General features: G+C 36.4%; 26 protein-coding genes. 4 read left to right on the forward strand and 22 right to left on the reverse strand.

The window, feature by feature from the left end:
- Window positions 1-35: 35 nt before the first annotated feature.
- From MJG50_RS01680 to MJG50_RS01700, 5 genes are all read right to left on the reverse strand, one after another.
- Window positions 36-1,487 carry an acetaldehyde dehydrogenase (acetylating) gene (locus MJG50_RS01680; RefSeq protein WP_240252323.1) on the reverse strand — a complete coding sequence of 484 codons (1,452 nt, stop codon included), beginning with the start codon at window positions 1,485-1,487 and terminating at the stop codon, window positions 36-38.
- 73 nt (window positions 1,488-1,560) lie between these two features.
- Window positions 1,561-2,223, reverse strand: coding sequence for an ethanolamine utilization microcompartment protein EutL (gene eutL / locus MJG50_RS01685; protein WP_240252269.1), 663 nt, complete (start codon window positions 2,221-2,223; stop codon window positions 1,561-1,563).
- A 215-nt stretch (window positions 2,224-2,438) separates the two neighbouring features.
- Entirely contained in the window at window positions 2,439-3,068 is a 630-nt protein-coding gene (locus tag MJG50_RS01690; protein WP_240252270.1) for a nucleoside deaminase, read from the reverse strand.
- A gap of 5 nt (window positions 3,069-3,073) precedes the next feature.
- Window positions 3,074-3,763 carry a phosphatase PAP2 family protein gene (locus MJG50_RS01695; RefSeq protein WP_240252271.1) on the reverse strand — a complete coding sequence of 230 codons (690 nt, stop codon included), beginning with the start codon at window positions 3,761-3,763 and terminating at the stop codon, window positions 3,074-3,076.
- A 144-nt stretch (window positions 3,764-3,907) separates the two neighbouring features.
- Window positions 3,908-4,867, reverse strand: a complete 960-nt coding sequence (locus MJG50_RS01700) for a helix-turn-helix transcriptional regulator (RefSeq protein ID WP_240252272.1) — start codon at window positions 4,865-4,867, stop codon at window positions 3,908-3,910.
- Between the two features lie 98 nt (window positions 4,868-4,965).
- Between MJG50_RS01700 and MJG50_RS01705 the strand changes: the two genes are divergently transcribed.
- Window positions 4,966-5,382 (forward strand): VOC family protein, encoded by a 417-nt coding sequence (locus tag MJG50_RS01705; RefSeq protein ID WP_240252273.1) that lies wholly within the window; start codon window positions 4,966-4,968, stop codon window positions 5,380-5,382.
- An 18-nt stretch (window positions 5,383-5,400) separates the two neighbouring features.
- On the forward strand, window positions 5,401-5,961 hold the full coding sequence (locus tag MJG50_RS01710; protein WP_240252274.1) for a DUF6434 domain-containing protein: 561 nt from the start codon (window positions 5,401-5,403) through the stop codon (window positions 5,959-5,961).
- A 22-nt stretch (window positions 5,962-5,983) separates the two neighbouring features.
- Here the strand turns inward: MJG50_RS01710 and MJG50_RS01715 are convergent, their stop codons facing one another.
- The 3 genes from MJG50_RS01715 to MJG50_RS01725 form a co-directional block, all read right to left on the reverse strand.
- Complete coding sequence (locus tag MJG50_RS01715) at window positions 5,984-6,649, reverse strand: DUF1129 family protein (protein WP_240252275.1); 666 nt, start codon at window positions 6,647-6,649, stop codon at window positions 5,984-5,986.
- Between the two features lie 5 nt (window positions 6,650-6,654).
- The gene (locus MJG50_RS01720; RefSeq protein ID WP_240252276.1) at window positions 6,655-6,978 is read right to left on the reverse strand and encodes a PadR family transcriptional regulator; all 324 of its coding nucleotides are present in this window, start codon (window positions 6,976-6,978) and stop codon (window positions 6,655-6,657) included.
- 173 nt (window positions 6,979-7,151) lie between these two features.
- A complete protein-coding gene (locus tag MJG50_RS01725) occupies window positions 7,152-7,946 on the reverse strand; it encodes a nucleotidyltransferase domain-containing protein (RefSeq protein ID WP_240252277.1) in 795 nt (264 codons plus the stop codon).
- Window positions 7,947-8,021: 75 nt separating this feature from the next.
- Between MJG50_RS01725 and MJG50_RS01730 the strand changes: the two genes are divergently transcribed.
- Both MJG50_RS01730 and MJG50_RS01735 read left to right on the forward strand, forming a co-directional pair.
- Complete coding sequence (locus MJG50_RS01730; protein ID WP_240252278.1) at window positions 8,022-8,420, forward strand: ribosomal maturation YjgA family protein; 399 nt, start codon at window positions 8,022-8,024, stop codon at window positions 8,418-8,420.
- A gap of 65 nt (window positions 8,421-8,485) precedes the next feature.
- A complete protein-coding gene (locus MJG50_RS01735; protein ID WP_240252279.1) occupies window positions 8,486-9,319 on the forward strand; it encodes a nuclease-related domain-containing protein in 834 nt (277 codons plus the stop codon).
- Window positions 9,320-9,759: 440 nt separating this feature from the next.
- On the opposite strand, the gene MJG50_RS01740 is transcribed toward MJG50_RS01735, so the two are convergent.
- The 14 genes from MJG50_RS01740 to MJG50_RS01805 form a co-directional block, all read right to left on the reverse strand.
- On the reverse strand, window positions 9,760-10,221 hold the full coding sequence (locus MJG50_RS01740) for a nucleoside deaminase (RefSeq protein WP_240252280.1): 462 nt from the start codon (window positions 10,219-10,221) through the stop codon (window positions 9,760-9,762).
- 154 nt (window positions 10,222-10,375) lie between these two features.
- Window positions 10,376-12,097, reverse strand: coding sequence for an assimilatory sulfite reductase (NADPH) hemoprotein subunit (gene cysI / locus MJG50_RS01745; protein ID WP_240252281.1), 1,722 nt, complete (start codon window positions 12,095-12,097; stop codon window positions 10,376-10,378).
- A gap of 27 nt (window positions 12,098-12,124) precedes the next feature.
- Window positions 12,125-13,936 carry an assimilatory sulfite reductase (NADPH) flavoprotein subunit gene (locus MJG50_RS01750; protein ID WP_240252282.1) on the reverse strand — a complete coding sequence of 604 codons (1,812 nt, stop codon included), beginning with the start codon at window positions 13,934-13,936 and terminating at the stop codon, window positions 12,125-12,127.
- Between the two features lie 20 nt (window positions 13,937-13,956).
- Window positions 13,957-14,688, reverse strand: coding sequence for a sirohydrochlorin chelatase (locus MJG50_RS01755; RefSeq protein ID WP_240252283.1), 732 nt, complete (start codon window positions 14,686-14,688; stop codon window positions 13,957-13,959).
- A gap of 19 nt (window positions 14,689-14,707) precedes the next feature.
- Window positions 14,708-15,484 carry a uroporphyrinogen-III C-methyltransferase gene (gene cobA / locus MJG50_RS01760; protein ID WP_240252284.1) on the reverse strand — a complete coding sequence of 259 codons (777 nt, stop codon included), beginning with the start codon at window positions 15,482-15,484 and terminating at the stop codon, window positions 14,708-14,710.
- A gap of 35 nt (window positions 15,485-15,519) precedes the next feature.
- Complete coding sequence (gene cysC / locus MJG50_RS01765; RefSeq protein WP_240252285.1) at window positions 15,520-16,119, reverse strand: adenylyl-sulfate kinase; 600 nt, start codon at window positions 16,117-16,119, stop codon at window positions 15,520-15,522.
- Window positions 16,120-16,131: 12 nt separating this feature from the next.
- Complete coding sequence (sat, locus tag MJG50_RS01770) at window positions 16,132-17,280, reverse strand: sulfate adenylyltransferase (RefSeq protein WP_240252286.1); 1,149 nt, start codon at window positions 17,278-17,280, stop codon at window positions 16,132-16,134.
- Between the two features lie 62 nt (window positions 17,281-17,342).
- Window positions 17,343-18,410: a sulfate permease gene (cysP, locus tag MJG50_RS01775; RefSeq protein WP_240252287.1), complete on the reverse strand. Its 1,068-nt coding sequence runs from the start codon at window positions 18,408-18,410 to the stop codon at window positions 17,343-17,345.
- Window positions 18,411-18,422: 12 nt separating this feature from the next.
- Window positions 18,423-19,136 (reverse strand): phosphoadenylyl-sulfate reductase, encoded by a 714-nt coding sequence (locus tag MJG50_RS01780; protein WP_240252288.1) that lies wholly within the window; start codon window positions 19,134-19,136, stop codon window positions 18,423-18,425.
- Window positions 19,137-19,261: 125 nt separating this feature from the next.
- Window positions 19,262-19,417, reverse strand: coding sequence for a YezD family protein (locus MJG50_RS01785; RefSeq protein WP_275695458.1), 156 nt, complete (start codon window positions 19,415-19,417; stop codon window positions 19,262-19,264).
- A 156-nt stretch (window positions 19,418-19,573) separates the two neighbouring features.
- A complete protein-coding gene (locus MJG50_RS01790; RefSeq protein ID WP_240252290.1) occupies window positions 19,574-20,194 on the reverse strand; it encodes an NAD(P)-dependent oxidoreductase in 621 nt (206 codons plus the stop codon).
- Window positions 20,195-20,317: 123 nt separating this feature from the next.
- Window positions 20,318-21,004, reverse strand: a complete 687-nt coding sequence (locus MJG50_RS01795) for an OmpA family protein (protein ID WP_240252291.1) — start codon at window positions 21,002-21,004, stop codon at window positions 20,318-20,320.
- Window positions 20,997-22,817 carry a MotA/TolQ/ExbB proton channel family protein gene (locus MJG50_RS01800; protein WP_240252292.1) on the reverse strand — a complete coding sequence of 607 codons (1,821 nt, stop codon included), beginning with the start codon at window positions 22,815-22,817 and terminating at the stop codon, window positions 20,997-20,999. The genes MJG50_RS01795 and MJG50_RS01800 overlap by 8 nt, the downstream gene beginning before the upstream one ends.
- Before the next feature lie 163 nt (window positions 22,818-22,980).
- Entirely contained in the window at window positions 22,981-23,991 is a 1,011-nt protein-coding gene (locus tag MJG50_RS01805) for a DUF3231 family protein (RefSeq protein WP_240252293.1), read from the reverse strand.
- Window positions 23,992-24,117 lie beyond the last annotated feature (126 nt).

Raw genomic sequence — 24,117 nt, forward strand, 5'->3', positions numbered from 1 at the left:
CCAAATTCCTCCTTATTTGTATTTAAATGCTGTCATTATAATTTACTTAAAACCTGTTCAACAATACGTTTAATATCTTCCTCACTTATTCCAAGCTCAACACTGGGTGATTCTTCTACTCTATTTACTTCCGGGTACATTTCACGAATCCCGAATGCAACACGCTTAATATTCATCAAATGCTGAGGCCCTATGTTATCTGATGTGATGTTGTTCCCAAATGATCCACACCCTAATGTCATCGATGGAAAAATCCCTGTCGTTGCACCTATCCCGCCAAAGGTTGTTCCGGTATTGATTACAATTCTTGAGGCAGGCTTTTTCAATGCAAACTCTCTAATAACTGCGTCATCAGTTGCATGAATCCCTAGAGTATGTCCAAGTCCACCAACTTCAAGTAGATGCATACACGTCTCACAGCCTTCACGCCAATTTTTAACTGTGTAAAAAGCAAGAATTGGGGATAGTTTTTCAATTGCAAAAGGGATGTTTTTAGCAATCTCTTCCTCTTCCCCAACAATCACCTTTGTTGCGGATGGAACATGAAAGCCTGCTTTTTCCGCAAGCCATTTAGGCGACTTCCCTACAATTCCAGCATTCAATCGTTTATTGTCTAATATAATTGAAGCGAGTTTTTCTTTTTCTTCCTTTTCTAAAACATATGCTCCAGCATTTTTCAACTCGATAATGAATTGTGCTTTTATCCTTTCATCAACCACCACCGACTGCTCTGAAGCACAAATCGTACCATGATCAAATGACTTACTTTCAATAATATATTTTGCTGCTTGTTTCAAATCTGCACTCTCATGGACATAAACCGGAACATTTCCAGGTCCAACGCCATATGCTGGTTTCCCAGAGCTATATGCTGATTTGACCATTCCAGGTCCACCGGTAGCTAGGACTAAGTCAACTTCTCGATGGGACATTAATTCCTTAGAAGACTCAAAAGCTGGATGTTCAAGACATAGAATACAGTTTTCAGGTGCCCCTGCCTGGATTGCCGCGTCATGCATTATTTTCGCCGCAAGTAATGAGCACTTTAATGCGGATGGATGAGGGCTAAATATGATCGTATTCCGTGCTTTTATAGCAATCAGTGCTTTAAAAATAATCGTCGACGTCGGATTGGTAGATGGAACAATTCCAGCGATTACCCCAAACGGAGCTGCTATTTCCCATACCTTCTTCTCAACATCCTCGTGAATAATACCAACAGTCTTCATATCTTTAATGGCTTCATATACATTTTCTGAAGCAAATAAATTCTTGATAACCTTATCGCGGACATTACCAAATCCTGTCTCTTCTACAGCTAACTCTGCTAGTTCAGTAGCGTGCTGAACAGCTTTTTCAACCATATTAAAAACGATTTTATCAATGTTATTTTGTGAATGTTGTTCAAGTTTCTCTTGAGCTATTTTAGACAAAGTTACTTTGTTTCTTACCTCTTGAATGGATAACAAATCACGATCCAACTCCATCGATGATTTTCCACCTCCTGTAGTCCTGCTTCCAAAGCAGGGAAAACCGATTTGGCTCAATTACAACAACCTATTACGTCCCTCCAAATGGAGATTCGGAAATTTTTCGAACTGCTTCTGCAAACGCTTCTGCAGCTGCCATACAAGATGATTGGGTACCAGTTAGCAAGCCTCCACCAAAGTTGGTTTCAGTAGGTGGACCATAGAAGACACATAAACGAACGTTCGCTGCCTTTAAAGCTGCTTCCAACCCCACGACTGCTTCAAGGGGAGGAGCAATTAAATAAGCTAACGGTGCTCCTGCTTCAACTCCCGCTACCTTCGATAAATAAGCTCCAGATTTAGAGATAGTATGAGCATAGTATGCATGACTTCCACTAGAATCCAGAGCATAAAAACAAGGTCCTCTCTCAATCATTTGAACCACAACATCTAAGCCACTTCTTGCTTCTGAAGGTGTTTCTGCCCCCAAAATACCAATAAATTCCCCAGACAACGGCCCAGAAGAATGAGCAGCACCTGCATAAAATGATTTCGCATAGACAACCTCGACAGCCGCTTTTTTTGTCGCCTCATCAAGTGCAGTATAACCAACATCATCACTTGTACACGTTACGAGTGCCAAGCTCTTAAGATGTGGCAGCAGCTCTAAATGTTTGGCAAGACCTTCGTCAACATTAGGAATTATCCGACTAGCTAAAACTGCTGCTGGCAGTGGATAAATATCTTTCCCCAAACCTCATCACCCCCAATCCAATAAAAAAATGCCATGCAACAGCATCTAAACTGTACACACGGCACCTTTGCCATTCTGATATTCACTTTTCGCGAGAACTAGCTATCATAAGTCTATTAGGAAGGACTGAAATATATGACTTCGTTTTTGTTTATCCTCTTTTCGATGGTGTTTCCCCTTTTTCATTATGTTAAAAATCTACAACTGATAATGATTCATTGCAATTCATATGTAATCATTCCGTAAACTTCTTCAACATTCAAATTCTTGTATTCTTTTAATTTCTCTTCTTTTACCCATTTTCTTGCTAATTGTACTGCAAACGGATAATCCTCTTCCATTAAAGCAATTACCGGTAATGCTTTCTCGTATCCAATCTTAAGGTCAAAATATACATTAAGCAGGATAGAGAAATCTTCAAGAATTGGCACCGATCCCTCGATAGCAATTTGCTTGCGGCTTAAATATGGGGTTGTCCCTACTAAATTAGTACTACCACCATACTTATCCTTTGCAGCATATTTCAAATTCTTAATTCCACTCATATATAACGCACTAAAACATAATGGGCAAGGCTCCATCGTAGAGTATAAAACATAATCATTCACTTTCTTATGTATACGATTATCTAATGTTAACATCGCATTAACTTCTGCGTGTGCGAGCTCGTTATGGGAGATAACTGTATTTGATAATTCATTAAAAACAGCACTTTTCCCGCGAGCAACGATCTCCCCTTGAGTGTTAACTATAACAGCCCCAATTGGCCTGGATCCTTCTTGAAATGAAATCCAAGCAGTATTAAAGCATTCTTGCCAAATATGTGGTATATTTGACCATTGCATGGTGGTCACTCTCCTTTAAATGTCTTTCTATCGAAAAAAAACACCTTTGATTTTCTAATTTTATTTGACCGAAGTATTATAAAACAAAACATGAACCATGTTATAGCAATGAGATAGCCACCGAGAACATCTGAAACATAATGTCTATTTAATAGAATTTGACCTATACCAATAAGGACAATAAGAGTGACAAAAAATACGGTTAAACTGTATTCCAAACCTTTACTATTCATTTTCCGATGAATCAAATAAATAAGAAACCCAAAAAATAAAAAGCCTTTCACCGCATGCCCACTAGGATAGCTATATGAAATGATGTTATTACCGAATCCCCAGAAGTCAATGTATGTAATTTCATCTGGTCGATCACGTTCTATCGTAAGTTTCATCACTAATGTTAGAATAACTCCCCCTCCCATTAATAAGAGGAAAAAGATAATTTGAATATATAACTTTTTAATAAGCAACCAAATCAAGGCAACTGCTGACAACAATGCAAGCATCTTGGTATAGGCGAGAAATGTTATTCCCTCCATTACCCTTTCCAGAATTGGAGATGACCATGAAGCTAACATATCCTCAACATTCGTATCAATTGTATAAAAAACATCATTTACAATAATTATCGTATATCCAACAGTTATACTGAGCAATAAAAGGAAAAACAATAATAATGTTGTATTTCTTTGCTGCATTTCATATTGCCTCCTTTTACTGATATTGTTTATCTTTGTTAAAAAAGATACAACCTTTATTGTACTATAATTCTGGATATTCCCACTACTATATATCTCTGATAACATATACGTGTAAAGTCGGAAAAAGTTTTATAAATTTTTTTACATATCAAGATGCTCAACATAGTGATCCAATAGCTCCATTAACACAGACTTTATATATTCTATTAATTCAACTGGTGATTCGACGCTGGCATTTTTGCCTAAAGAAATAAAAACATTCGAATAAAAAGGAATATCTTGTTCTGTCATTTTCCCCGTTATAAATCCTGAACCATCATTTCTTTTATGCAAAACTAGATTTGGCCAAATTTCAAGCTGATATTTTTCTAGCCCAGCAGTTGTTAACTCCACATGTAAAGTTAATGATTCCAAAGGTTTTTTCTGTAACTCAAAACGATTCTTTAATGTGTATTCCTTCAAATTGAGAGGGTTTCTCTCCTCATCAAACATTACTGACCTGATTCGATCACATCTAAATACTCGATAATCTTTACTCAAAAAACAATAAGCTGGACAATACCAATGTCCATTTTTTGCATAAATACCAATTGGTTGAATGCTTCTCTTTGATTTCTTATTTGTATTTTCATATTCGATTACAATTACTTTCTGTTCAATCGATGCTTCAAGTAATTGTTTTAAATTTGGAAGGTCTTGTCGTTGAAAAACTGTTACAAAATCTACCCGATCAGCCATCTTATCTATTGTCTCCCTCATATCCCCAGAAAGATTTAAATAAAACTTTCTTTCGATTGATTCATATTCACTATGAAATGGGAGTGAAACATAATTTCTTAATCCACGAATTGCAAAGAAGATAGAAACTACTTCATCTTCCGTAAAAGCAATTGGAGGAAGAATCCTTTCATGTAAAACTTGATATCCTCCATGTGGACCAACTTCAGAATATAGTGGTACCCCCATCTCACTTAATTCCTGCAAATCACGTAAGATGGTCCTTTTGGAAACTCCAAACTCCTCTGATAGCTCTCGTACTGTAAATCTTTTTTTACGATTGACCATCATTATCATTTCATTTAATCTTTTTGCTTTTGACATAAATGCCTCCCGCATAACTATGACATTACTTGTCACCATTATAGTCTATACTAAATAATTGAGAAATGATTTTTATAACCATTAAGGAGATGTTAATTATGAAATTGCAAGCCATTCCATATATCTTAATGAACGGAAGAGCTAGGGAGGCTATTGAATTTTATAGAAATGTATTAAATGCAGATATACTATTTCAAAGCAGTATTGGCGATCGCCCCAAAGATATAGCCTCACAATTTCTAGAAATTGAACAAGAGCTTATTGCACATGCAGTATTAAAAATCGGAGAAACACAGATTATGATTTCTGACATACTTACGGGAATTCCATCTATTGATGGGGGTAAAATTAGCATTTGCTTGATAATTGAGGGTGTAGCAAGCTCCCAACGAATTTTTAATCAATTAAAAGTTGGTGGTACAGTGAACTTGGATTTAGCTAAAACACACTATAGCCCTGCGTACGGAATAGTTACAGATAAATTTGGCGTTACCTTTCAAATTTCCACACAATAATTTTTAAAGGTGATAAAAATGAGGCCCAAACTTACTTTTAACTTAAGTGTTCAAGATTTTAAAAACTTTTATTGGTTGAAGGAAGAATTACAATTTTTTTGCAGAGAACATGGGCTATCAGCTTCAGGTTCAAAATTAGAGATTTCAAATAGGATCACTAATTTTCTGCATACTGGGGAGATAAAAACACCAATCAGAAAAAGAAAGGCCACTAGTAAACGTACTAAACAAAAATTAAGTTTAGATACAGTGATTACGGAGGAGCATCGATGCAGCCAAGAAGTTAGAGCCTTTTTCAAGACAGCAATTAATCAAAAGTTTCATTTTTCAACCTATATACAGAACTATTTTAAAAACAATGCTGGAAAGACATATCGTGATGCTATAGAGGCTTGGTATAAAGAGGAGGAACGAAAGAAAGACCCTAAATATAAGAATGCAATCAGTCCACAATTTGAATATAACCAATTTATCCGGGACTTTTTCGCTGACACAAAGAACAAAGGAAAAGGTAGAGAAGAAGCAATAAAAGCATGGAACATTATTAAAAAATTGCCCGGATCTAATAAATATATGTAAAAGGGGTTTAGCCCCTTTTACATCATTTCTTTTTAATTACATACAAAATGATCCAAAGAATTCCCCCAGCAAGTAGCGATGCCCACCAGGTGAAATTGAATGAAGGACCAATGTCAGGAATAAAGCGTACTGCAGTTAATACAGCTGCCATATTTAATGCAGCAACTGAACCTGCAATGACCATATCCCTTTTTGTTGTACGCTTCTTTTGAAATAACGAGTTTTTTACAAGCTTAAAAATAACCCATATCGTGAATATCACGAACATCGCAATCATGAGACCTATAACAATAACTTTAAATGGATAGACCTCTATATTTACTTCATGGAATCGTGAAACCACAAGGAAAATCATACCGCGTAATAGCAAAGTCCAGCTAACAATGTTACCGATGATACCTAAAACAAATGGTAGTACTGCACGTTTTTGCTCTTTAGGGAGAAGTTCAATAATTTCATCGGCGTATGCCTTCGGATTGGAACCAAATATGTCTTTAGCTGTTTTTCCTGCCTCTTGCCCTTCAAGTAAATGATCAAGCAACTCCATTAATACCTCTTCAGATTGCTGCTCAGAAATCAAAAATTGAAGTCGAATATAGACCAACATATCGCTATAATACACTTCATTTTCCGGAGTCAATAATTCTCTTTTTCTATTGTTTTCTTCGATTAATTTTGTTGCATTCATCTTTCTCACCTTCCTTTAAGTAAATCGTTCACCGGCTTTGAAATTTGTTTCCACTCTTCAGTAATGATAGTCAAAGCTTCATGTCCTTCAGCGGTTAAAAAATAGTATTTTCGATTAGGTCCAGCATCAGATGGTCTCATTTCTCCCCTAATTAATCCATTTTTTTGGAGTCTCAATAAAACAGGATAAATTGTCCCTTCACTTACATCATCTAGTCCAACCTCTTGCAATTTTTGAGATAGTTCATACCCATAGACTGTTTCCTTCTCAATAACTGCTAAAACGCATCCATCCAAAATTCCCTTTAGTAATTGACTTCTTATCGACATATACAACTTACCCCCACTAACATGCATTACAAGATAGTTGATAAAAAAAATAGCCTGAGATTTTTACTATTTGTTATTACAAGATAGTTAATAAAAAAAACAACTACTTGGTTATGCAAAATAGTTGTTTTTAATATAATTTATTTTTCTTTTTGTGTCAATAAGCAATCCGCTTAGCCCCAAACCTCTTCTAATGTATCCCTAAAGAGATTATCAAGCATATTTGTAGGATCTGGAATTTCAATATTTATGTTTTTTGTAAAATGCTCTAAATGTTCAATTTCCTTAGTGAGATATTGATTTATTACATCAATCTTTGGTTCTAGCGTTAATTCTTCACCGGCAATTTTACGCTCTAGTAAGGTTGCGATTTCATCTTTTAGTTCACCAGGATTAATAATATCTTTTACTAATTCCTCAAACTTAATGGGTGGAATTGTATTATACTTTTCAATCCATTTTGCCGCTAAAATAGGTCTTAATACATAGAAGTATTTTTTTATTTTAACCTCGTTGCCTTGTAGATAATCACGAAAATTCCCTTTTGCCATATTTAAATAATGGTAGATACATGATGCGGGCGAAAAAATATTCTTAGCTGAATGTCTCATTTGATCAATCGTAGTAAATGACTGATAATATATGATATTTGAACGGAGCCATTCCAAAAGTGGCGGATTGGATTTACGAAATAATCGTAGCGCTTTTGTTAGCTCCCAACCGCTTACATCTAATAGCTCATGGATAGGAATCGAAATTTTGTCTCTGCTAGGAATTTCGATAACATCTCTTTTATGATCAATCGATAAATACCACTCTTTTTGATGAACATAAATAAATCGAACATCATAGTCACTATCTTTAGAAGGGAATCCCCAAGCGCGGCTACCAGATTCACATGCATACAAAACTTTTACATCATAATCGATTTCAATTTGTTTTACTACTTGTTGAATATGTTGTTTCATCTATTTATCCCCCATTAACGGTTTTATATATGGTAACCTATAGGTGATTACATAACAAGATAGTGAGTGATGAAAATGTCTTTGATTAAAACTCATCCTATACAGTTGAGATTATTATATAGCGTTGCCATTATTGTTACCATATTTTTAGGCTTAGCTTCAAGAAAATATGGATATTTACTTCCTCCATTTGTAGCTGAAAATGGTGGGGATATGCTTTGGGCGATGATGGTTTATTTTGGGTTTCGTTTTTTGTTTGTGCGAAAGAGTTTTATTTCTGCACTTGTTTTATGCTTCATATTCACGTTTGGAATTGAATTTAGTCAATTATATCAAGCTGAATGGATGCATCAGATTCGTGGTACGGTGCTTGGAGCTTTAATATTTGGTAAAGGGTTTTTATTGGTGGATCTTGTTCGATATTCGGGAGGAATCATGATTGCAGTAGTGTTGGATAAAATATTCCTAAAATAATGACTACTCTTATTTTCTAGATAATGGTACTATTTATATAATCAATTTGAATGGAGATGTGATTAATGATATATAAACCCCGACACGAACCCCAAGAATTAATCATACTACGGTATTTACAACCCCGAATGAAGTTTACTGAAAAGGAGCAAAAATACTTTTCTCAGCTTGAAAAGGGTTACCAAGGCGAGATATTGTTTGATGCAAGATTAAATGACGTCCGGAATGATTTTCTAGTTCTGAATGATCTCTTGTTCGAAATTGGCAATTCTTTCTTTCAAATTGACTCACTACTAATTACCCAGAACAAAATTTATCTTATTGATGTAAAAAATTATGATGGTGACTTTTTTATTCAAAAAGGCAAGTGGTACACCTTTTCGGATATTGAAATAAAAGACCCACTTATACAGTTAACCCGTAGTGAATCCTTACTCCGACGATTATTCCACGAAAATGGCTTTAACCTCCCAATTGAAGCTTCACTTATCTTTATTAACTCTGACTTTTACTTATACCAAGCTCCATTAAATCTACCTATTACTTTCCCAACCCAGTTGAACCGCTTTTTTAAAAAATTAAATTCGATTCCATCCAAGATAACTGATAGACATTGGAAGTTAGCTGAGAAATTAAAAGCTTTGCATCTTATGAATAACCCTTTCACTAGAATACCAGAGTACACATATGAATCGCTTGAAAAAGGGATCACCTGTGTAGCATGCTATTCGTTTTATACTGATATTCGAAATAGTAGTTTTAAATGTTCTGGGTGTGGTTTCGTGGAAAATGTTGAATTGGCTGTGTTAAGGAGTATTAAAGAGTTTGTCCACCTTTTTCCGAATAGAAAGATACGACTAAATACTATTCATGAATGGTACGATGAAAAAATATCGTAATCAGAACTCCAAAAGATTCTTTCAAGAAACTTTAAATTAAAAAAACTTGGAAGGGCTTCTTATTATATGGAGGACTAAGATGGAGGTGTATAGGTGAACTTCTCCTAACTCTTACTTTTAGCGGCGATTCGCACATTTGCACCACTACTTTTTCCTTTTTTTTACTTTTCTGGTGTGGATTTGCGCATTTGCAACACTACTTTTTCCTTCTTTTTACTTTTCTAGTGGCGATTCACACGTTTGCACCACCACTTTTTCCTTCTTTTTACTTTTCCGGTGGCGATTCACAGGTTTGCACCACCACTTTTTCCTTCTTTTTACTTTTCCAATGGAGATTCGTGGCCATGCCTTTCAGAAGTTTCCCTTTTTCACTTTAAAAAGCAGGTATAAAAATAACGCATTCCTTTTACAAAATGCGTCTGGTAGGGCAAATCTCTTGATTATTTAATCTTTGTACGTTCTTTCCAAAGTATCATTGGATTTACTTGCCCTTCCTCCAACTGCATTTGGATCATTGATAACGAACGGTCTACCCTTAACTTTTTCAAATCCTCGTAAATCTCTTTTGACTTTCCCAAACCAACACCTGCGGCATCCTCAATAGAACCACAAAAATATACCTGTTCAATCCCTGCAAAATACATCGCACTTAGGCACATCGGGCAAGGCTCACCGCTTGCATACATGGTATATCCAGACAAATCATTTGTCTTCAACTGCTCCTGTGCACGTCTAATTGCTAACAACTCAGCATGCCCACTTACATCAAATTTCTTGTGCAGTTCATTTACCCCTTCCGCAATAATCTGATCATCCTTCACAAGAACCGCACCAAACGGCTGACCGCCACTATTAACATTATCCATAGCCAACACTACTGCTCTTTCCATAAATTTATCCAATCCAATTCCTCCTCACCATTTCTTTTACATAATACCTTATCAAATGAAGATAGTATGTGCAAAATATACAATTCTTTATCATATATTGAGATCAAAAAAACAGAAGCCTCGACCTCTGCTTCTGCCCCCTCTTTAATATACACTCAACTTCTAATCAATCATGAAAATTAGTCCCATCTGATGATTCTTTAATAATACCAACACGTACAACAAAGTCCCCGAAATGTTCCTTGTCCTCACGTTCCTTAGCATAACGCGTAAGCAACAGTCTCATTTCGCTTAAAATTTCATCCTCGCCAATATTTTCGAGATACATTTTGTTTAACCGACTTCCATCAAATGCAGCACCGAGATACATATTATACTTCCCTGGGGCTTTCCCCATAAATGCAACCTCAGCAAGAGCTGGGCGCGCACAACCATTTGGACAACCCGTCATTCGAATTGTAATCTCTTCATTTCTTAGACCATTTTCAACAATGATTTCTTCAATTTTATCAATTAAAACAGGCAAATACCGTTCACTCTCGGCCATCGCTAAACCACATGTTGGCAAAGCAACACATGCCATGGAATTACGTCGTAAGGCAGAGTAGTAGTCACTGTTAGTTAATCCGAAAATTTCAATTAACTCACTAATTCGTTCTTTATTTTCCTCAGAAACATTAGCGATAACTAGATTTTGATTGGCAGTTAGACGGAAGTCACCTGTATGGATTTTTGCAATTTCGTGCAAACCTGTTTTTAGTTGATAACTATCATAATCCACCACACGACCATTTTGAACAAAAAGAGTATAATGCCATTTACCATTAATTCCTTTTACCCAGCCATAGCGGTCGCCATTATGATCGAAATGATATGACTTAGCCTCAGCTAGCCTCCAGCCAAGACGGTTCTCTAATTCTTCCTTAACAACTTCAAGACCAAGTCGGTCAATTGTATACTTGAATCTTGCATTTTTACGGACAGATCGATTCCCGTAATCACGCTGTATCGTAATTATTTTTTCGGCAACCTCTATTATCTTATCAGGACCACAGAAGCCAATCACCTTCGCTACCTGTGGGTAGGTTGCTTTGTCACCATGGGTAAAACCCATCCCCCCACCTATTGCGATGTTAAATCCGATAAGCTTCCCTTCCTCTACGACCGCAATTAATCCGAGATCCTGAGAAAAAACATCAATATCATTCGATGGTGGTACTGCAATCCCTATTTTGAATTTTCTCGGCAAATACAAATTACCGTAGATTGGTTCGACTTCATCAACATCCGGCGAACTAGCGACTTTCTCCTCATCCAACCAAATTTCATGATAGGTTCTTGTACGTGGTAATAAGTAATCACTTAGCAATTTTGCATATTCATAAACTTCAGAATGTATTTCAGATTGATAAGGATTAGGATTACACATTACATTCCGATTAACATCTCCACAGGCAGCAAGTGTATTTAATAGAATACGATCAATTTCTTGTATTGTCGTTTTCATATTCCATTTTAAAATACCATGCATTTGAAACGATTGACGTGTTGTTAGTTTTAATGCTCCACTCGCATATTTATCGGATAGCTCTTCAAGAACCCGCCATTGTTCAGAATTTACAACTCCACCTGGAGCACGTACTCGCAACATAAAACCATATGCTGGTTCAAGTTTTTGTTTTTGCCTCTCATTTCGAAGATCTCGATTATCCTGTAAATAACTTCCGTGAAACTTCATAAGACGATTATCATCATCATTAATTCCTGAACTAATCTGATTTCTCATTGAAGCCTCTAATGTTCCACGCAAATAGTCGCTCTCATCTTTAATTCGTTCTACATCACTCGGAGTACCATCCGGCGCTTTTAATATTTGCTTGAAAACCATAACGAATTAACTCCCTTTCTTCCTACATTAATAAACATCACGCTGATAACGCTTTTGTTGTAAAAGTCTAGCAACATATTCCTCCGCTTTTTCACGGCTCAAACCACTCTCTGTTTCAATAATTTCAATTAGTGTGTGATGAACATCTCGTGCCATGTTCTTTTCATCACCACAAACGTAAACATATGCTCCTTCTTCCAACCACATAAATAATTCCTTGCTATTTTCAAGCATACGATTTTGTACATAAACCTTTTCTTCCTGGTCCCTTGAGAAAGCAACATCCGCTCTTGTCAGAACTCCACTTTCCAGCCATTTCTGCCACTCAATTTGATACAGAAAATCTGACACAAAATGTTGGTCACCGAAGAATAACCATGACTTTCCTTCTATACCAAGCTCTTCACGTTCTTGCATAAAAGAACGAAACGGTGCAACGCCCGTTCCCGGTCCAATCATGATAATCGGTGCTTCAGGATTAGCTGGCAACTTGAAATTTTCATTATGTTGAATAAAAACAGGCAAAATATCCCCTGGTTGAAGGCGCTCTGCTGTTAAAATTGAGCAAACACCATTTCGTCTCCTCCCATTTACTTCATAGCGAACAGCGCCAATTGTTAGATGAACTTCATCTGGATTAGCAGCTAAACTACTAGCAATTGAATATAATCGAACTGGTATTTTCCGTAGGACAGATACAAATTCTTGCGCTGTATTGCCCCAAACCCCAAAGTCGCGAATCAAATCAAGTAAGTCGCGCCCCTCGATGTATGCTTTCACCCTTCCCTCATTGCCAGGTGATAACAGGTCTTGATATTCCTGATTAGTGGAAAGCTTCCCTATCTTTTCTAGAAGAGGTTTTGTCAGAACCGTAATTTCATAGAATGAATACAGAGCATCATATAGTGAACGTGTATCACCTTGCTTTAAAGTCACAATTTCATCAGGACTCCAATTTAACTCATTAAGAATAAGATCAACTAGGTCAGGATCATTTTCCGGATAGATTCCAAGACTATCACCAGGTTCAAATGTGAGGCCAGATCCCTCTATTGACAGCTCGAGATGACGAGTTTCTTTGTTTGATCCTCTTCCATTCAAATTAATATTCTCTAAAACTTCTGCCTTGAAGGGATTCGTTCGTGAATATACGGATTCGGAGACTATCGACTGGACTCCTAATTCAAAATTTTCACTTTCACCCTCAGTATCTTTCAAACTACTAAAAACTCCCTGTATCCATTCTTCTGCTGGCTCATCATAATCGACGTCACAATCAAATCGAGGATAAAGCCTTGTTCCACCAAGTTCCTCCAATCGCTGGTCAAAATCCTTTCCAGTTTTACAGAAAAATTCATAGGAGCTGTCTCCTAGTGCTAATACTGAAAAATGTAAATCATCAAGCTTTGGTGCTCTTTTACTATGAAGATAATCGAAGAATGTCAAAGCATTATCCGGTGGATCCCCTTCCCCATGTGTACTTACAACAATTAAAAGGTTCTTGATTTTTTTTAATTGATTTGGTTTAAAATCATTCATGGAAACAACGGTTAATTTAAACCCACTAGTTTCAAGTGTTTTTGCAGCTTTGTTCGCTAGACCTTTTGAGTTACCTGTCTGCGAACCGTATAGAATGGTTACTTCTTTCGTAATTACTGCACCACTGCCTTGATTTCCAACCTGAATAACAGGTGAATTAGAATTAAGTCCAGATTGTATCGCAGCAGCTAGGTACCCGCTCAACCAAACCATTTGTGTCTCATTCATAGTTGGTAGAAGGCGGTTAAGAAGATCTGCCTGCTCTTGATTAAATAGACTGTTTAAAACCTGAAGTTGCAACGTTATACACCCCACTATTGTTAAAAAATAACTATCTTCTTACTGCTTGCACGTTCAATTACAATATCCTCAATGGCCTGATGTTGACTTAACGGACCGGTTTGTTGTATTAATCTTCCTGCTTTCTTCCTTCTATTAACCTCCCGTTCTACTTCTGCACTTAGTAATCCAGAAAATAATAAATATGGAAGAACGAAGACGATTCCAGTCCCTTCTTCTAAAATATTATCCAAACCTTGTTGAAGACTTGGTTCAGCAGCGGCTAAAAAACAAACGGTTACAAAGTCAATTCCTAGACGTTCCTTAAGCCCACTAGCAATCTGTGAAAAGTCAGCATGAATATCTGGATCACTACTTCCCCTAGCAACGATCAATAGTCGATCCATTTGACCAGAAGAATTCCTTACAAGCTCTGCTGCTGCATCTAGGATTTTCTCCTGTACTCCAAAGGGATCCTTCATAAGAATTTCAACATGTGGGAAATCAGCTTGTAAGGACGATAATGTCTGTGGGATATCATGTTTAATATGCCCTGCTGCAAGCAGGAACAATGGGACTACATTAATTACTGTTGCCCCCCTTGCAATGCACCGCTTAAACCCTTCATTAATCAATGGTTTCGTCAATTCTAAGAAGCTCATCTCCTGTATCGGAATATCAATTCGATTCATGACCCTTTCTATAAAATCTATAGCCTCACTTGCCCCTTTTTTTGAACGTGTGCCATGTGCTATATAAAGAATGGCTTCCATCTACTGAACCACTCTCCTCTTATCCATGGACAACCGGTACATTCGATAATTTTTCTTCTTGGAACCAGTTTAATTTTTCATGTAATTGAACAACATCACCAATCACAATCATACTTGGATTTGAGATATCTGCTTTCTTTACTAACTCTTCAATCGACTCAAGTGTCCCAATAACTGTACTTTGATCGTGGTATGTTCCCCAATGGATAAGCGCTATTGGAGTTTGCCGTGGTTTGCCATGATCAATTAATTTGTTGATTATCGTAGAAAGCTGTGAGACCCCCATATAGATACAGAGTGTATCTACGCCATTGACCAAATGTGACCACTGCTGTTCTGCCACTTGATCACCTACCTGATGCCCTGTAATCATGGCAAAACTCCTACTTAAAGAACGGTGGGTAACAGGAATTCCTGCATAAGCAGTAGCTGCTATACCAGCTGTAATTCCGGGTATGATTTCAAATGAAATCCCATGTTTTGCGCAGGCTTCAGCCTCTTCTCCTCCACGTCCAAATACAAAAGGATCACCGCCCTTGAGCCGAACAACTTGAAGTCCCTTTTTTGCATATTTCACTAAGAAATGATTGATTGTTTCCTGCTTCATCGTATGGTAATGTGGGAGTTTTCCACAGTACACAAGTTGCGCTCCATCCTTTGCTTTCTCCAATAGCTTTGGATTCACGAGCCGATCATATAGAATGACATCTGCTGCCTCAATATAACGTAGCCCTTTTACTGTTAAAAGGTCAGGATCACCTGGTCCGGCTCCTACTAAATAAACCTTGCCACTCACAATAAACACTCCTTCCATTTACCAAAAATTAAGAATCACAAAATGTGGTGTTCTCGAAGATAATGGAAGATTTGTTCCACTGCTTCGTCTACTGTCAATACGTTTGATGGAATGATGATTTCCGGACGTTCAGGCGCCTCATAAGGAGAATCAATCCCCGTAAAATTTTTAATTTCTCCACGACGTGCCTTCTCATAGAGCTGTTTTGGGTCTCGATTTTCACAAATTTCGATTGGACAATCAACGAATACCTCAATAAATTCTCCTGCTTCAAAAAGTGCACGAACTTGATCTCTATCTGACCGAAACGGAGAGATAAAAGCAGTTGTTACTACTTTTCCACTATCGATAAATAGCTTAGCCACTTCACCGATTCTTCTAATATTTTCAGTTCGATCATAATCTGAAAAGCCGAGATCACGATTAAGCCCATGGCGAATATTATCACCATCAAGGACGTATTCATTAATTCCTTGAAAATATAATTCACTAGAAACAGCGTTTGCAATTGTCGATTTCCCTGATCCTGATAAACCTGTGAACCATAAAACACAACTCCCGTGACCATTTTGAACACGTCGGTCAGTCTTTGTTATTGCACTATGATGCCAGACAATATTAGTTGCCTTAGACATGGCTTCCCTCCTCTAAACTAATGCATTCTCTTTCAAGCCTTCGATAAGTACCTCCACAACCTCTTTCCGACTAAAAGTGGATGGTGGAACTTTACCATTTCGAAGCATTTCTCTAACCTTAGTGCCTGATAAAATAACACGGTCTTCTTTAGAATGTGGACAAGTCTTATCTGAAGCCATCCCCTCACATTTATTGCAATAAAAGCTATGTTCAAAAAATAGCGGAATAATTCCAAGTTCATTTTCAGGAAACTCACTGAAGATGCGTTGTGCATCATACGTTCCATAATAATTACCCACTCCTGCATGATCACGTCCAACGATAAAATGAGTACAACCAAAGTTTTTCCGTGCAATTGCATGAAAAACAGCCTCTCTTGGCCCTGCATAACGCATAGCAGCAGGATATACCCCAAGTTTGACTCGTTCCTTTGGATAGTAATTTTCTAAGAGGACACGATAGCTTTTTAACCTTACATCTGCTGAAATATCATCAGATTTTGTTTCCCCTACAAGTGGATTAACAAATAATCCATCAACCGTTTCAAGGGCTGCCTTTTGAATATATTCGTGAGCTCGATGAATAGGGTTTCGTGTTTGGAAACCAACAACTGTTTTCCATTCATTTTTTTCAAACAAAGCTCTAGTATCCTTCGGCTCATACCAAACATCGTTAAATATGCCTTTTTCCGTCTTTTTAATAAGAGTTATATCCCCAGCGACATAGACAGTCCCTCTTTCAAAGAGTCGTTTAACACCTGGATGGACAAGTTCTTCTGTCCGATAGACCAATATAGCCTCTTTACTTAAGTCTGGTTCATACCATTCTGAAACTTTTAATACACCATAGACCTCGTTCTTAAAAACTAGTTTAACTTCTTCACCTTTTTTAAGTGTTTCAGCCTTTTTGTACGATACAGGAAGTGTAACTGGAATCGACCAAATCATGCCTCCTGCAAGTCGCATGCTTTCGACAACAGATTCATAGTCTTCCCGACCAAGAAAACCAGTCAATGGACTGAATACTCCAATTCCAATTAATTCAAGGTCACTTAATGCAATAGCATCAAGTTCAATCTCTTTATCGAGATGGGCATAATCAAAATCAGGATCATATGCCTGGATTAAAGTACCTCCATGAGGTTGCGGTAAAAATGACATTAATATCATACCTTTCATTGATTTTTATAATTTAATTGTTTTATAGTATCCACTAATTTAATCTAGTTAGATTCCTTCTCAGCTTCTAAATGAATAATTGGTTTCTGCCGTTTCAACAAAAACCACACACCAAATACTGAAATCAGAACGCTCACCATTACAATAATTGGGTAAACATTTTTTTCAATGAATAATTGAATAAGTGTGTAAGACAGTAGCATTGAGAGGACTGGGGATACAATCCAAACTGTGAGCAATTGTACAACGATTCCCTTTTTCAAAACTGCCTTCCCATGATTTACAAATCCGATTCCGATAATCGAAGAGGTTGTGATTTGTGTCAGTGGTACTGGAATTCCAAACAATGATGCAACTGTTACAATGCTTGCACCAGTACCTGAGATCACGCATCCTTCCTCTAACTTGATTGTTGTAATCTTTTTTCCATTCGTTTCGAGGACACGTCGACCTAGCAGCAATACACCAATGGCAACAAATAAACCACCCCAGAAAATACCGAATTCCTTAGAAAGAATTCCTGAACCAACAAGTGGACCAATTGCATTAGCAACATTGTTCATACCCGCAGAAAAAGCTTCAAACAATCCCATAAAAATCACAAGGACTGATAAAAACGGGATTGCTTTTGGGGCCAACATAACCCGTTTTATGTATTTGCTTTTTAAAAAAGTAGTAGCAATGATGGCAATCACAAACGCAAGTAAAGGTGTAATCAGCCAGAATAACATAATCCAGAGAACATTCGAGATAAAAATAGACTGATAGACAATTCCTGCTCCGATTACTGAACCAACCGCCACTTCACTCGTTGATAGAGGAATACCGAAAATATTTGCCAAAAATAACGATGAAGCAGCAGATGCTAATACAATTAAGGCAATTGGAGTCGAGAATGTACTAGAAGGGACAATCCCACTTCCAATTGTTTTAACAACCTCACCGCCACCAAGCCAAGCACCAAGAAATACTGCTATACTACAGAGGAGCAATGCTAGCCATTTCGATATCACATTTGAACCATATGCAATTCCCATCGAAGCAGCTGCACCACTACCTCCTATATTCATGGCAAAAAATAACCCAATTATTATAGCCATAAACATAATCATGTTACGTCCTCCTTAGCGGGTGTGAAGACCACACTCCGTCTTACCGATTCCCGCCCAACGTCCCTCACGTGAGTCACCACTATCACTAACAGGATGTGTACAAGGGAAACATCCAATACTTGGATATTGATGGTCATGCAAAATGTTATATGGTAAATCCCTTTTTCGAAGATATTCCCATACATCATCCCAAGTCCAATGGATGAGAGGACAAATTTTAATGTTCTTGAACTTATCATCCTTATTAATAAATTCAGTATTTGCCCTTGAAGGCGATTGCTCCCTACGAAGTCCAGAAATCCAAGCTTGTTTCGTCGAGAGAACCTCTTTTAATGGAATTACTTTCCTAATATTGCAGCACTCATTCGGATTCCTTCTCCATAATGCGGTTCCAAATTGTGCAGCTTGATCCTCAAGACTGATGGTCGGCTGTTTTCGTTCAATTCTTAAGGATGGAAAACGTGTCTCAATCTTATCAATCACTTCATAAGTCTCAGGAAAGTGCAAACCAGTATCTAAAAAAACAATATGAGCATCTGACTTACACTGTTGAATCAGATCAATTAGAACGATTGCTTCAGCACCGAAACTTGAGGCGTAGACAATCTTTTCCGCTGAATAGGTGCTATAGGCCCATTCTAATACTGCCTTTGCCCCTTTTGATTCATCATCTGTGTTAAATTGATTTGAAATTTGAATCCAATTATCATACGTTGTAACCGACATTGTATTAACCTCCTTTCATTCCTAAAAACATTCGAGAGTAGCTGTAAGAAAAGCACTTGAAAATTTCAATAAAAAAAGGCAGCCTCCCATTTTAATAAAATGGAGACCGCCTCTAGTTTTTCTAGTCAGCGATTTTTATTTGATTGAAGACGAACCTTTTCATTTTTCTCGATTTGAACAATCTTTCCATCTTGGACTACAAGTGTGATTGAACCATATTTAATTGATTCAAGCATCCTTTCAAGATGTTCCAATAATTCTTCCTTTCCATCAATTTTCAGTTGATTCGTCCCCCTTTCATTTTAATTTATAAATCTATAGCTACTCTTCATTCAAATTAATTATTAAAATTAATCCTACCATACCGATTGGTTTTATGTAAATAAGAAAATTAAATAATTTATGTAAATTTTATGAATAGACAAAAGTTGGACAATTTAACGATTACTTTCCGTTAAATCTTGTATTTTCGCAAGTAGTTGTTCCCTTACATGACCATCAATACGATAACGGTCTTCTAGAATTTCCTCTAATAAACGATTTTTTTCTTCAAGTCCGATGTTCAACTCTTTTACAATCCTACGGCATTGAAGTAAAAAAGCTGAATATGTCACCCAAGAATGATCAAATCGTTGATCGAACTCATGTTTCAACTTTCGAGAAAGCTTTGGGCTCGATCCATTTGTAGTCACAGCAATAAGAAGATGACCCCTCTTAACAACTGCTGGAAAAGTTACATTTCCTTCTTCATATTTATCAACTACACAAACTAATTGGTTGGGACTCAACATCTTTGCAAGTGAGTGGTTTGTTTGTCGATCATTTGTTGCAAGAATAACCAGGAAAGCATCCTCAAAATCATTTGGCCTTGCCTCTCGGTGGATAAGCTGATATTCATTGTCATTACATAACTGGAGAACCTTATCACAGAAAAACGGTGAAATGAAAATGAGAGTAGCCTTTTGTATACTCAAAGTCTCCGCTTTTCTTGCAGCAATCTTACCCCCGCCCACAATTACTACTTTTTTCCCCTCTACATTTACGATTAATGGTTGCATTTTCTTCCCCCTATATATTTGTATTACATAATAATTATAACTATTCATATAAGTCAAGTATGAATTAAAAAATCTAAACAAAAATAGAGTCCAAAAAGAACTCTAAAAATTTCGCTAAAACTATCAATTTCCTAACAACTCTCGTGTTTTTGCTAAAATTTCCTCATCCTTCAAACGGAATTTAAATTCAACCCGACGAGAAGCTTGATTACTATAGTTTCCTTTTTCATCAGTACGTCCCTCTGTAAATGATTTTCCGTTTACCGTTAATTTCGCTTGTAAATGTGCTTGTATGTTTTTATAAGGAAATTCTTCACTTAGGATATATTCTGCAACTCGATATGCCCTTTGCTGGGAAAGCTCTAAATTATACAGATAAGTACCGTCCTTATCGGCATGGCCCTCAATGATAATTTCGGAAATATACGCTTCATATCCACCTTCCAGTAATACATCTAGGTATGCAGGAACAAATTCATCTAAAAACGTAAAAGCCTCTGGTTTTAAAACTGCAGAATCATACTCAAACAAAATATCCGTATTAAAGATTAGTGCACCTGTTTTTTCATCAATTTCAATGCTAGAATCACTAAATTCTTTATTTATATCCTGGATTAAATCGACTCTTACTCCCATAATTTGATCAATCGTTTGTTTCATTTCTTTTATTTGAAACGATTTTATCACCATCATAATGATAAAAATAAGGATAAAGCATAGTAATACCGTCGTTAATAAATCAGTGAATGATGGCCAAAAGTGACTTTCCTCATTCTCGCGATGAAATAATTTCTGATATTTATTAATCATTGGTGCCAATCCTAACTCTTTCATTCATTGAACTTTGTGAGATAGACTGAAGCTGTCGATTGAGCTGTTGGAATTCCAGACTTATCCCACCGAGCGTTTGCTGTAATTGCCGAGCACCTCTCTGTTGGTTTTCATCCGTTATTTCCCCTATTTGCTTAAATTCCTTCTTCACTATCTCATTCATATCAATAATGTACTCACCAATATTTCTACTCACCTTTTCCAACTTATCCCCAAGAGTCCCCTCCAAATTCATCGCATATTTAGAAAGGCTGTCTTTTAAGGCATTGACAGTTGACTCAATCTGATTTTCTTTATAATTAAATGAATCTGACATTTGAGAAATTGTACGATTGATATCATTTAATAATTTAGTATGTTTTATACTTATCTGCTCATTTGAACGGGATGTTTCATTTAAATAATTTTCGATAGCTTGAGAATTTGTCAAATGAATTTGTAAATGCGAATTAAACTCATGAGTGAATTGTGTTAGTTCATCAAAACGGTAGGTTAATAGATTTTTATAATCTCCTTGTGCCTTATTAATTGTATCTAATGCAAGTGGTAGACGACCTATTGAATTTCCAAGTGACTTAAAATCATTTCTAACCTCTCTTAAAGAAGTAATCATTTCTGAAAGCTTTGAGCTAACATCGTTGCCAAATATACGTTCAAACTTCTGATTGTTTTCTTTCATTATTTTGATAAAATGTTCGCTTTGCCCATTCACTTTCTCAAATGCACCATAGATTGAATCCTGTCTTTCCGCAATGGATGAAAAGTATTCTTTCAAATCGATAATTGATTGTTGAAAATGATTCATCGTTTCCATATGTGAAGTTGTTAGTTCAGCAATTTTTTTATACGTTTCAGTAAAAGCAATCGTCATTTTTTCATTTCTTTGATCCATTTTGTCAAAATATGAAAACAATTGATCAAAATTTTTATTTAAATTCTTAACCCCTTTATCAAAGCCATCAGTTAATTCTTTTACACCATTAAAAATCACCGTAAAACTAGTAAGGTTCTCAGTCAGGCCCTCATTAAATTTAGCTAAGTCTTTGGCAGATTGCTGCAAACCTACTGTATATTCTTGGAATCCCTTAAAAGAATCTACAATGCTCTGTAATGATTCTTGATTCGTTTCCTTAAGCATTAGAATCGAGGAATTAATTGTTTCTGATACTGTAATAAGACGAGCTATTCCATCTGGTACATTTCCTTCTAGTTTGGACTCTGTTTTTAACATAATATCTGTGAGCATATATTCGGTGTTGGTAACCCGAGTAACGACTGTCATAATCAACGACAAACCCATACCTGCAATACTTGTATAGAACGCAACATCAATACCAGCAAGTACTAATGCTACATTCTCTACTAGTTGATCTCCTGTTGAATCAATACTACCAAGTGACATAGCAAGTCCGATGAATGTCCCTAACACACCAATCAATATAAAAATCGATACCGTCATCTGAATCATTTTAATAAGATTAACAACTGGAACATTAAATACGCGCCATCCTGAAAATTTATTTTGAACATATGTTTCAATTTTCATCGATTCCTGCTGATCGTTATGTTCATATTCGGCTTTGAAAAGATTCAATGGGGCTATATCCAATGAATTTGTATCACGGATAAAGTTACGAATTCTCCTCAATTTGCTATACAGTATAAAATGCATGAAAATTGTTATGGAAAATCCTAAAAAAAGAGCAATAAAAATAAATTCTATTAATGGACTAGATAAAACAGTTTGTGCTCGCTCATCACTCATAAAAAATTTCAAAATATATTCAACCATGCAAGATCCCCCTATTTGAAAATAAAGCTTGCAGCATAACTACCACCTTTGATTTATAGCTATTCAAAAGATGGACAAATCATGCATGGAAGTAGGGAAATGTAAAAACAGTTCTCTGCACGCAACAAAATAGGACACGGCTCATAGCTCCGCATCCCATTCATTATTTTTCCTTGATTAGTTTTTCTTTATCCTTTGTTGTAGGTGGTTGCTCCATCCATTCATTACTGATCATAATATCGGCGCCATCCTTAGCAAACTGGGCAACTTCAACTGATAAACGTTCATAATTCGTTACCAAGTCGGATCGTTGACTAGCTGCTGCTGATGTTGCATAATTCCCTATACCCGCAGAGCTTAATAAACCCATATGAAACATTGTCAGCTTGTCTGAAAATGGCGGTGTTGTTGAATCCGTTATCGAAATATCAGATGACACAGGAGATTGTATATTATTATCAATAAGCATATCAATAAATATCTTCATATGTTTTTGTGAAATTTCACATCCTCGTATCATCCATTTTTCAACTTTTTTGTTCGAAGAAGTTTGAGCAAAACTAAGAGAAAGCTTGCTTCCAATATGGTTATTTAAACTATTCATATATAGATGTGATATTTCCATTGCATTTAATGGTCGTTGTTTACTAAAAATAGAATAACCACTTAAATATTTCTTGCTATCTACATGGTCAGATTGTGTAGGATAAGGGATATAAGGAGCTCTAATATATAGTCCTTTTGACAATAATACATCCGTACATTTATCAAATAAATCAGCAGTTTCCTGAAGGCCCTTTATAAAAAATGTTTTGATTTCTTTTCTTGCACCAAAAGCAACAAAACTACTAAACCCAAGCATCCCAGTTCTAGCCATGTGGGTAATATACTGAAGCATAAAAGGATCCGTATATAACCTAGGGGCATCCAAATTAACATCTTCCTCTGTAAATCCTTTTGGGATAGGGAGGTTTTCGACCTTATACATATAGTTTAACGTATCAATATGAGAAGAAGAAATGGTATGTGCTAGTTCAATAATAGGACGAATATCTTCATCCTCTATAATCCTAAGAAAATAACTTAAAATGCATTTGGACATACTATCAATTAAGTAAGCAGTCCAAATACATGCAATTTCAGCAGAAGTTAATTGAGTGTGGTGTTCCGTCATATGTAAGCTACCTCCAAATAAAATTTTTCACAGTATACATATATTATTTTCAAATAACTGTTAAATTATGTCTATAACCAAGGAAATAAACTCCTTGGCTTTTTTCATTCCGCAATTCCATTAATT

Origin of the sequence: Fredinandcohnia quinoae (assembly GCF_022427965.1) — a bacterium.
GTDB classification, from domain to species: domain Bacteria; phylum Bacillota; class Bacilli; order Bacillales; family Bacillaceae_L; genus Ferdinandcohnia; species Ferdinandcohnia quinoae.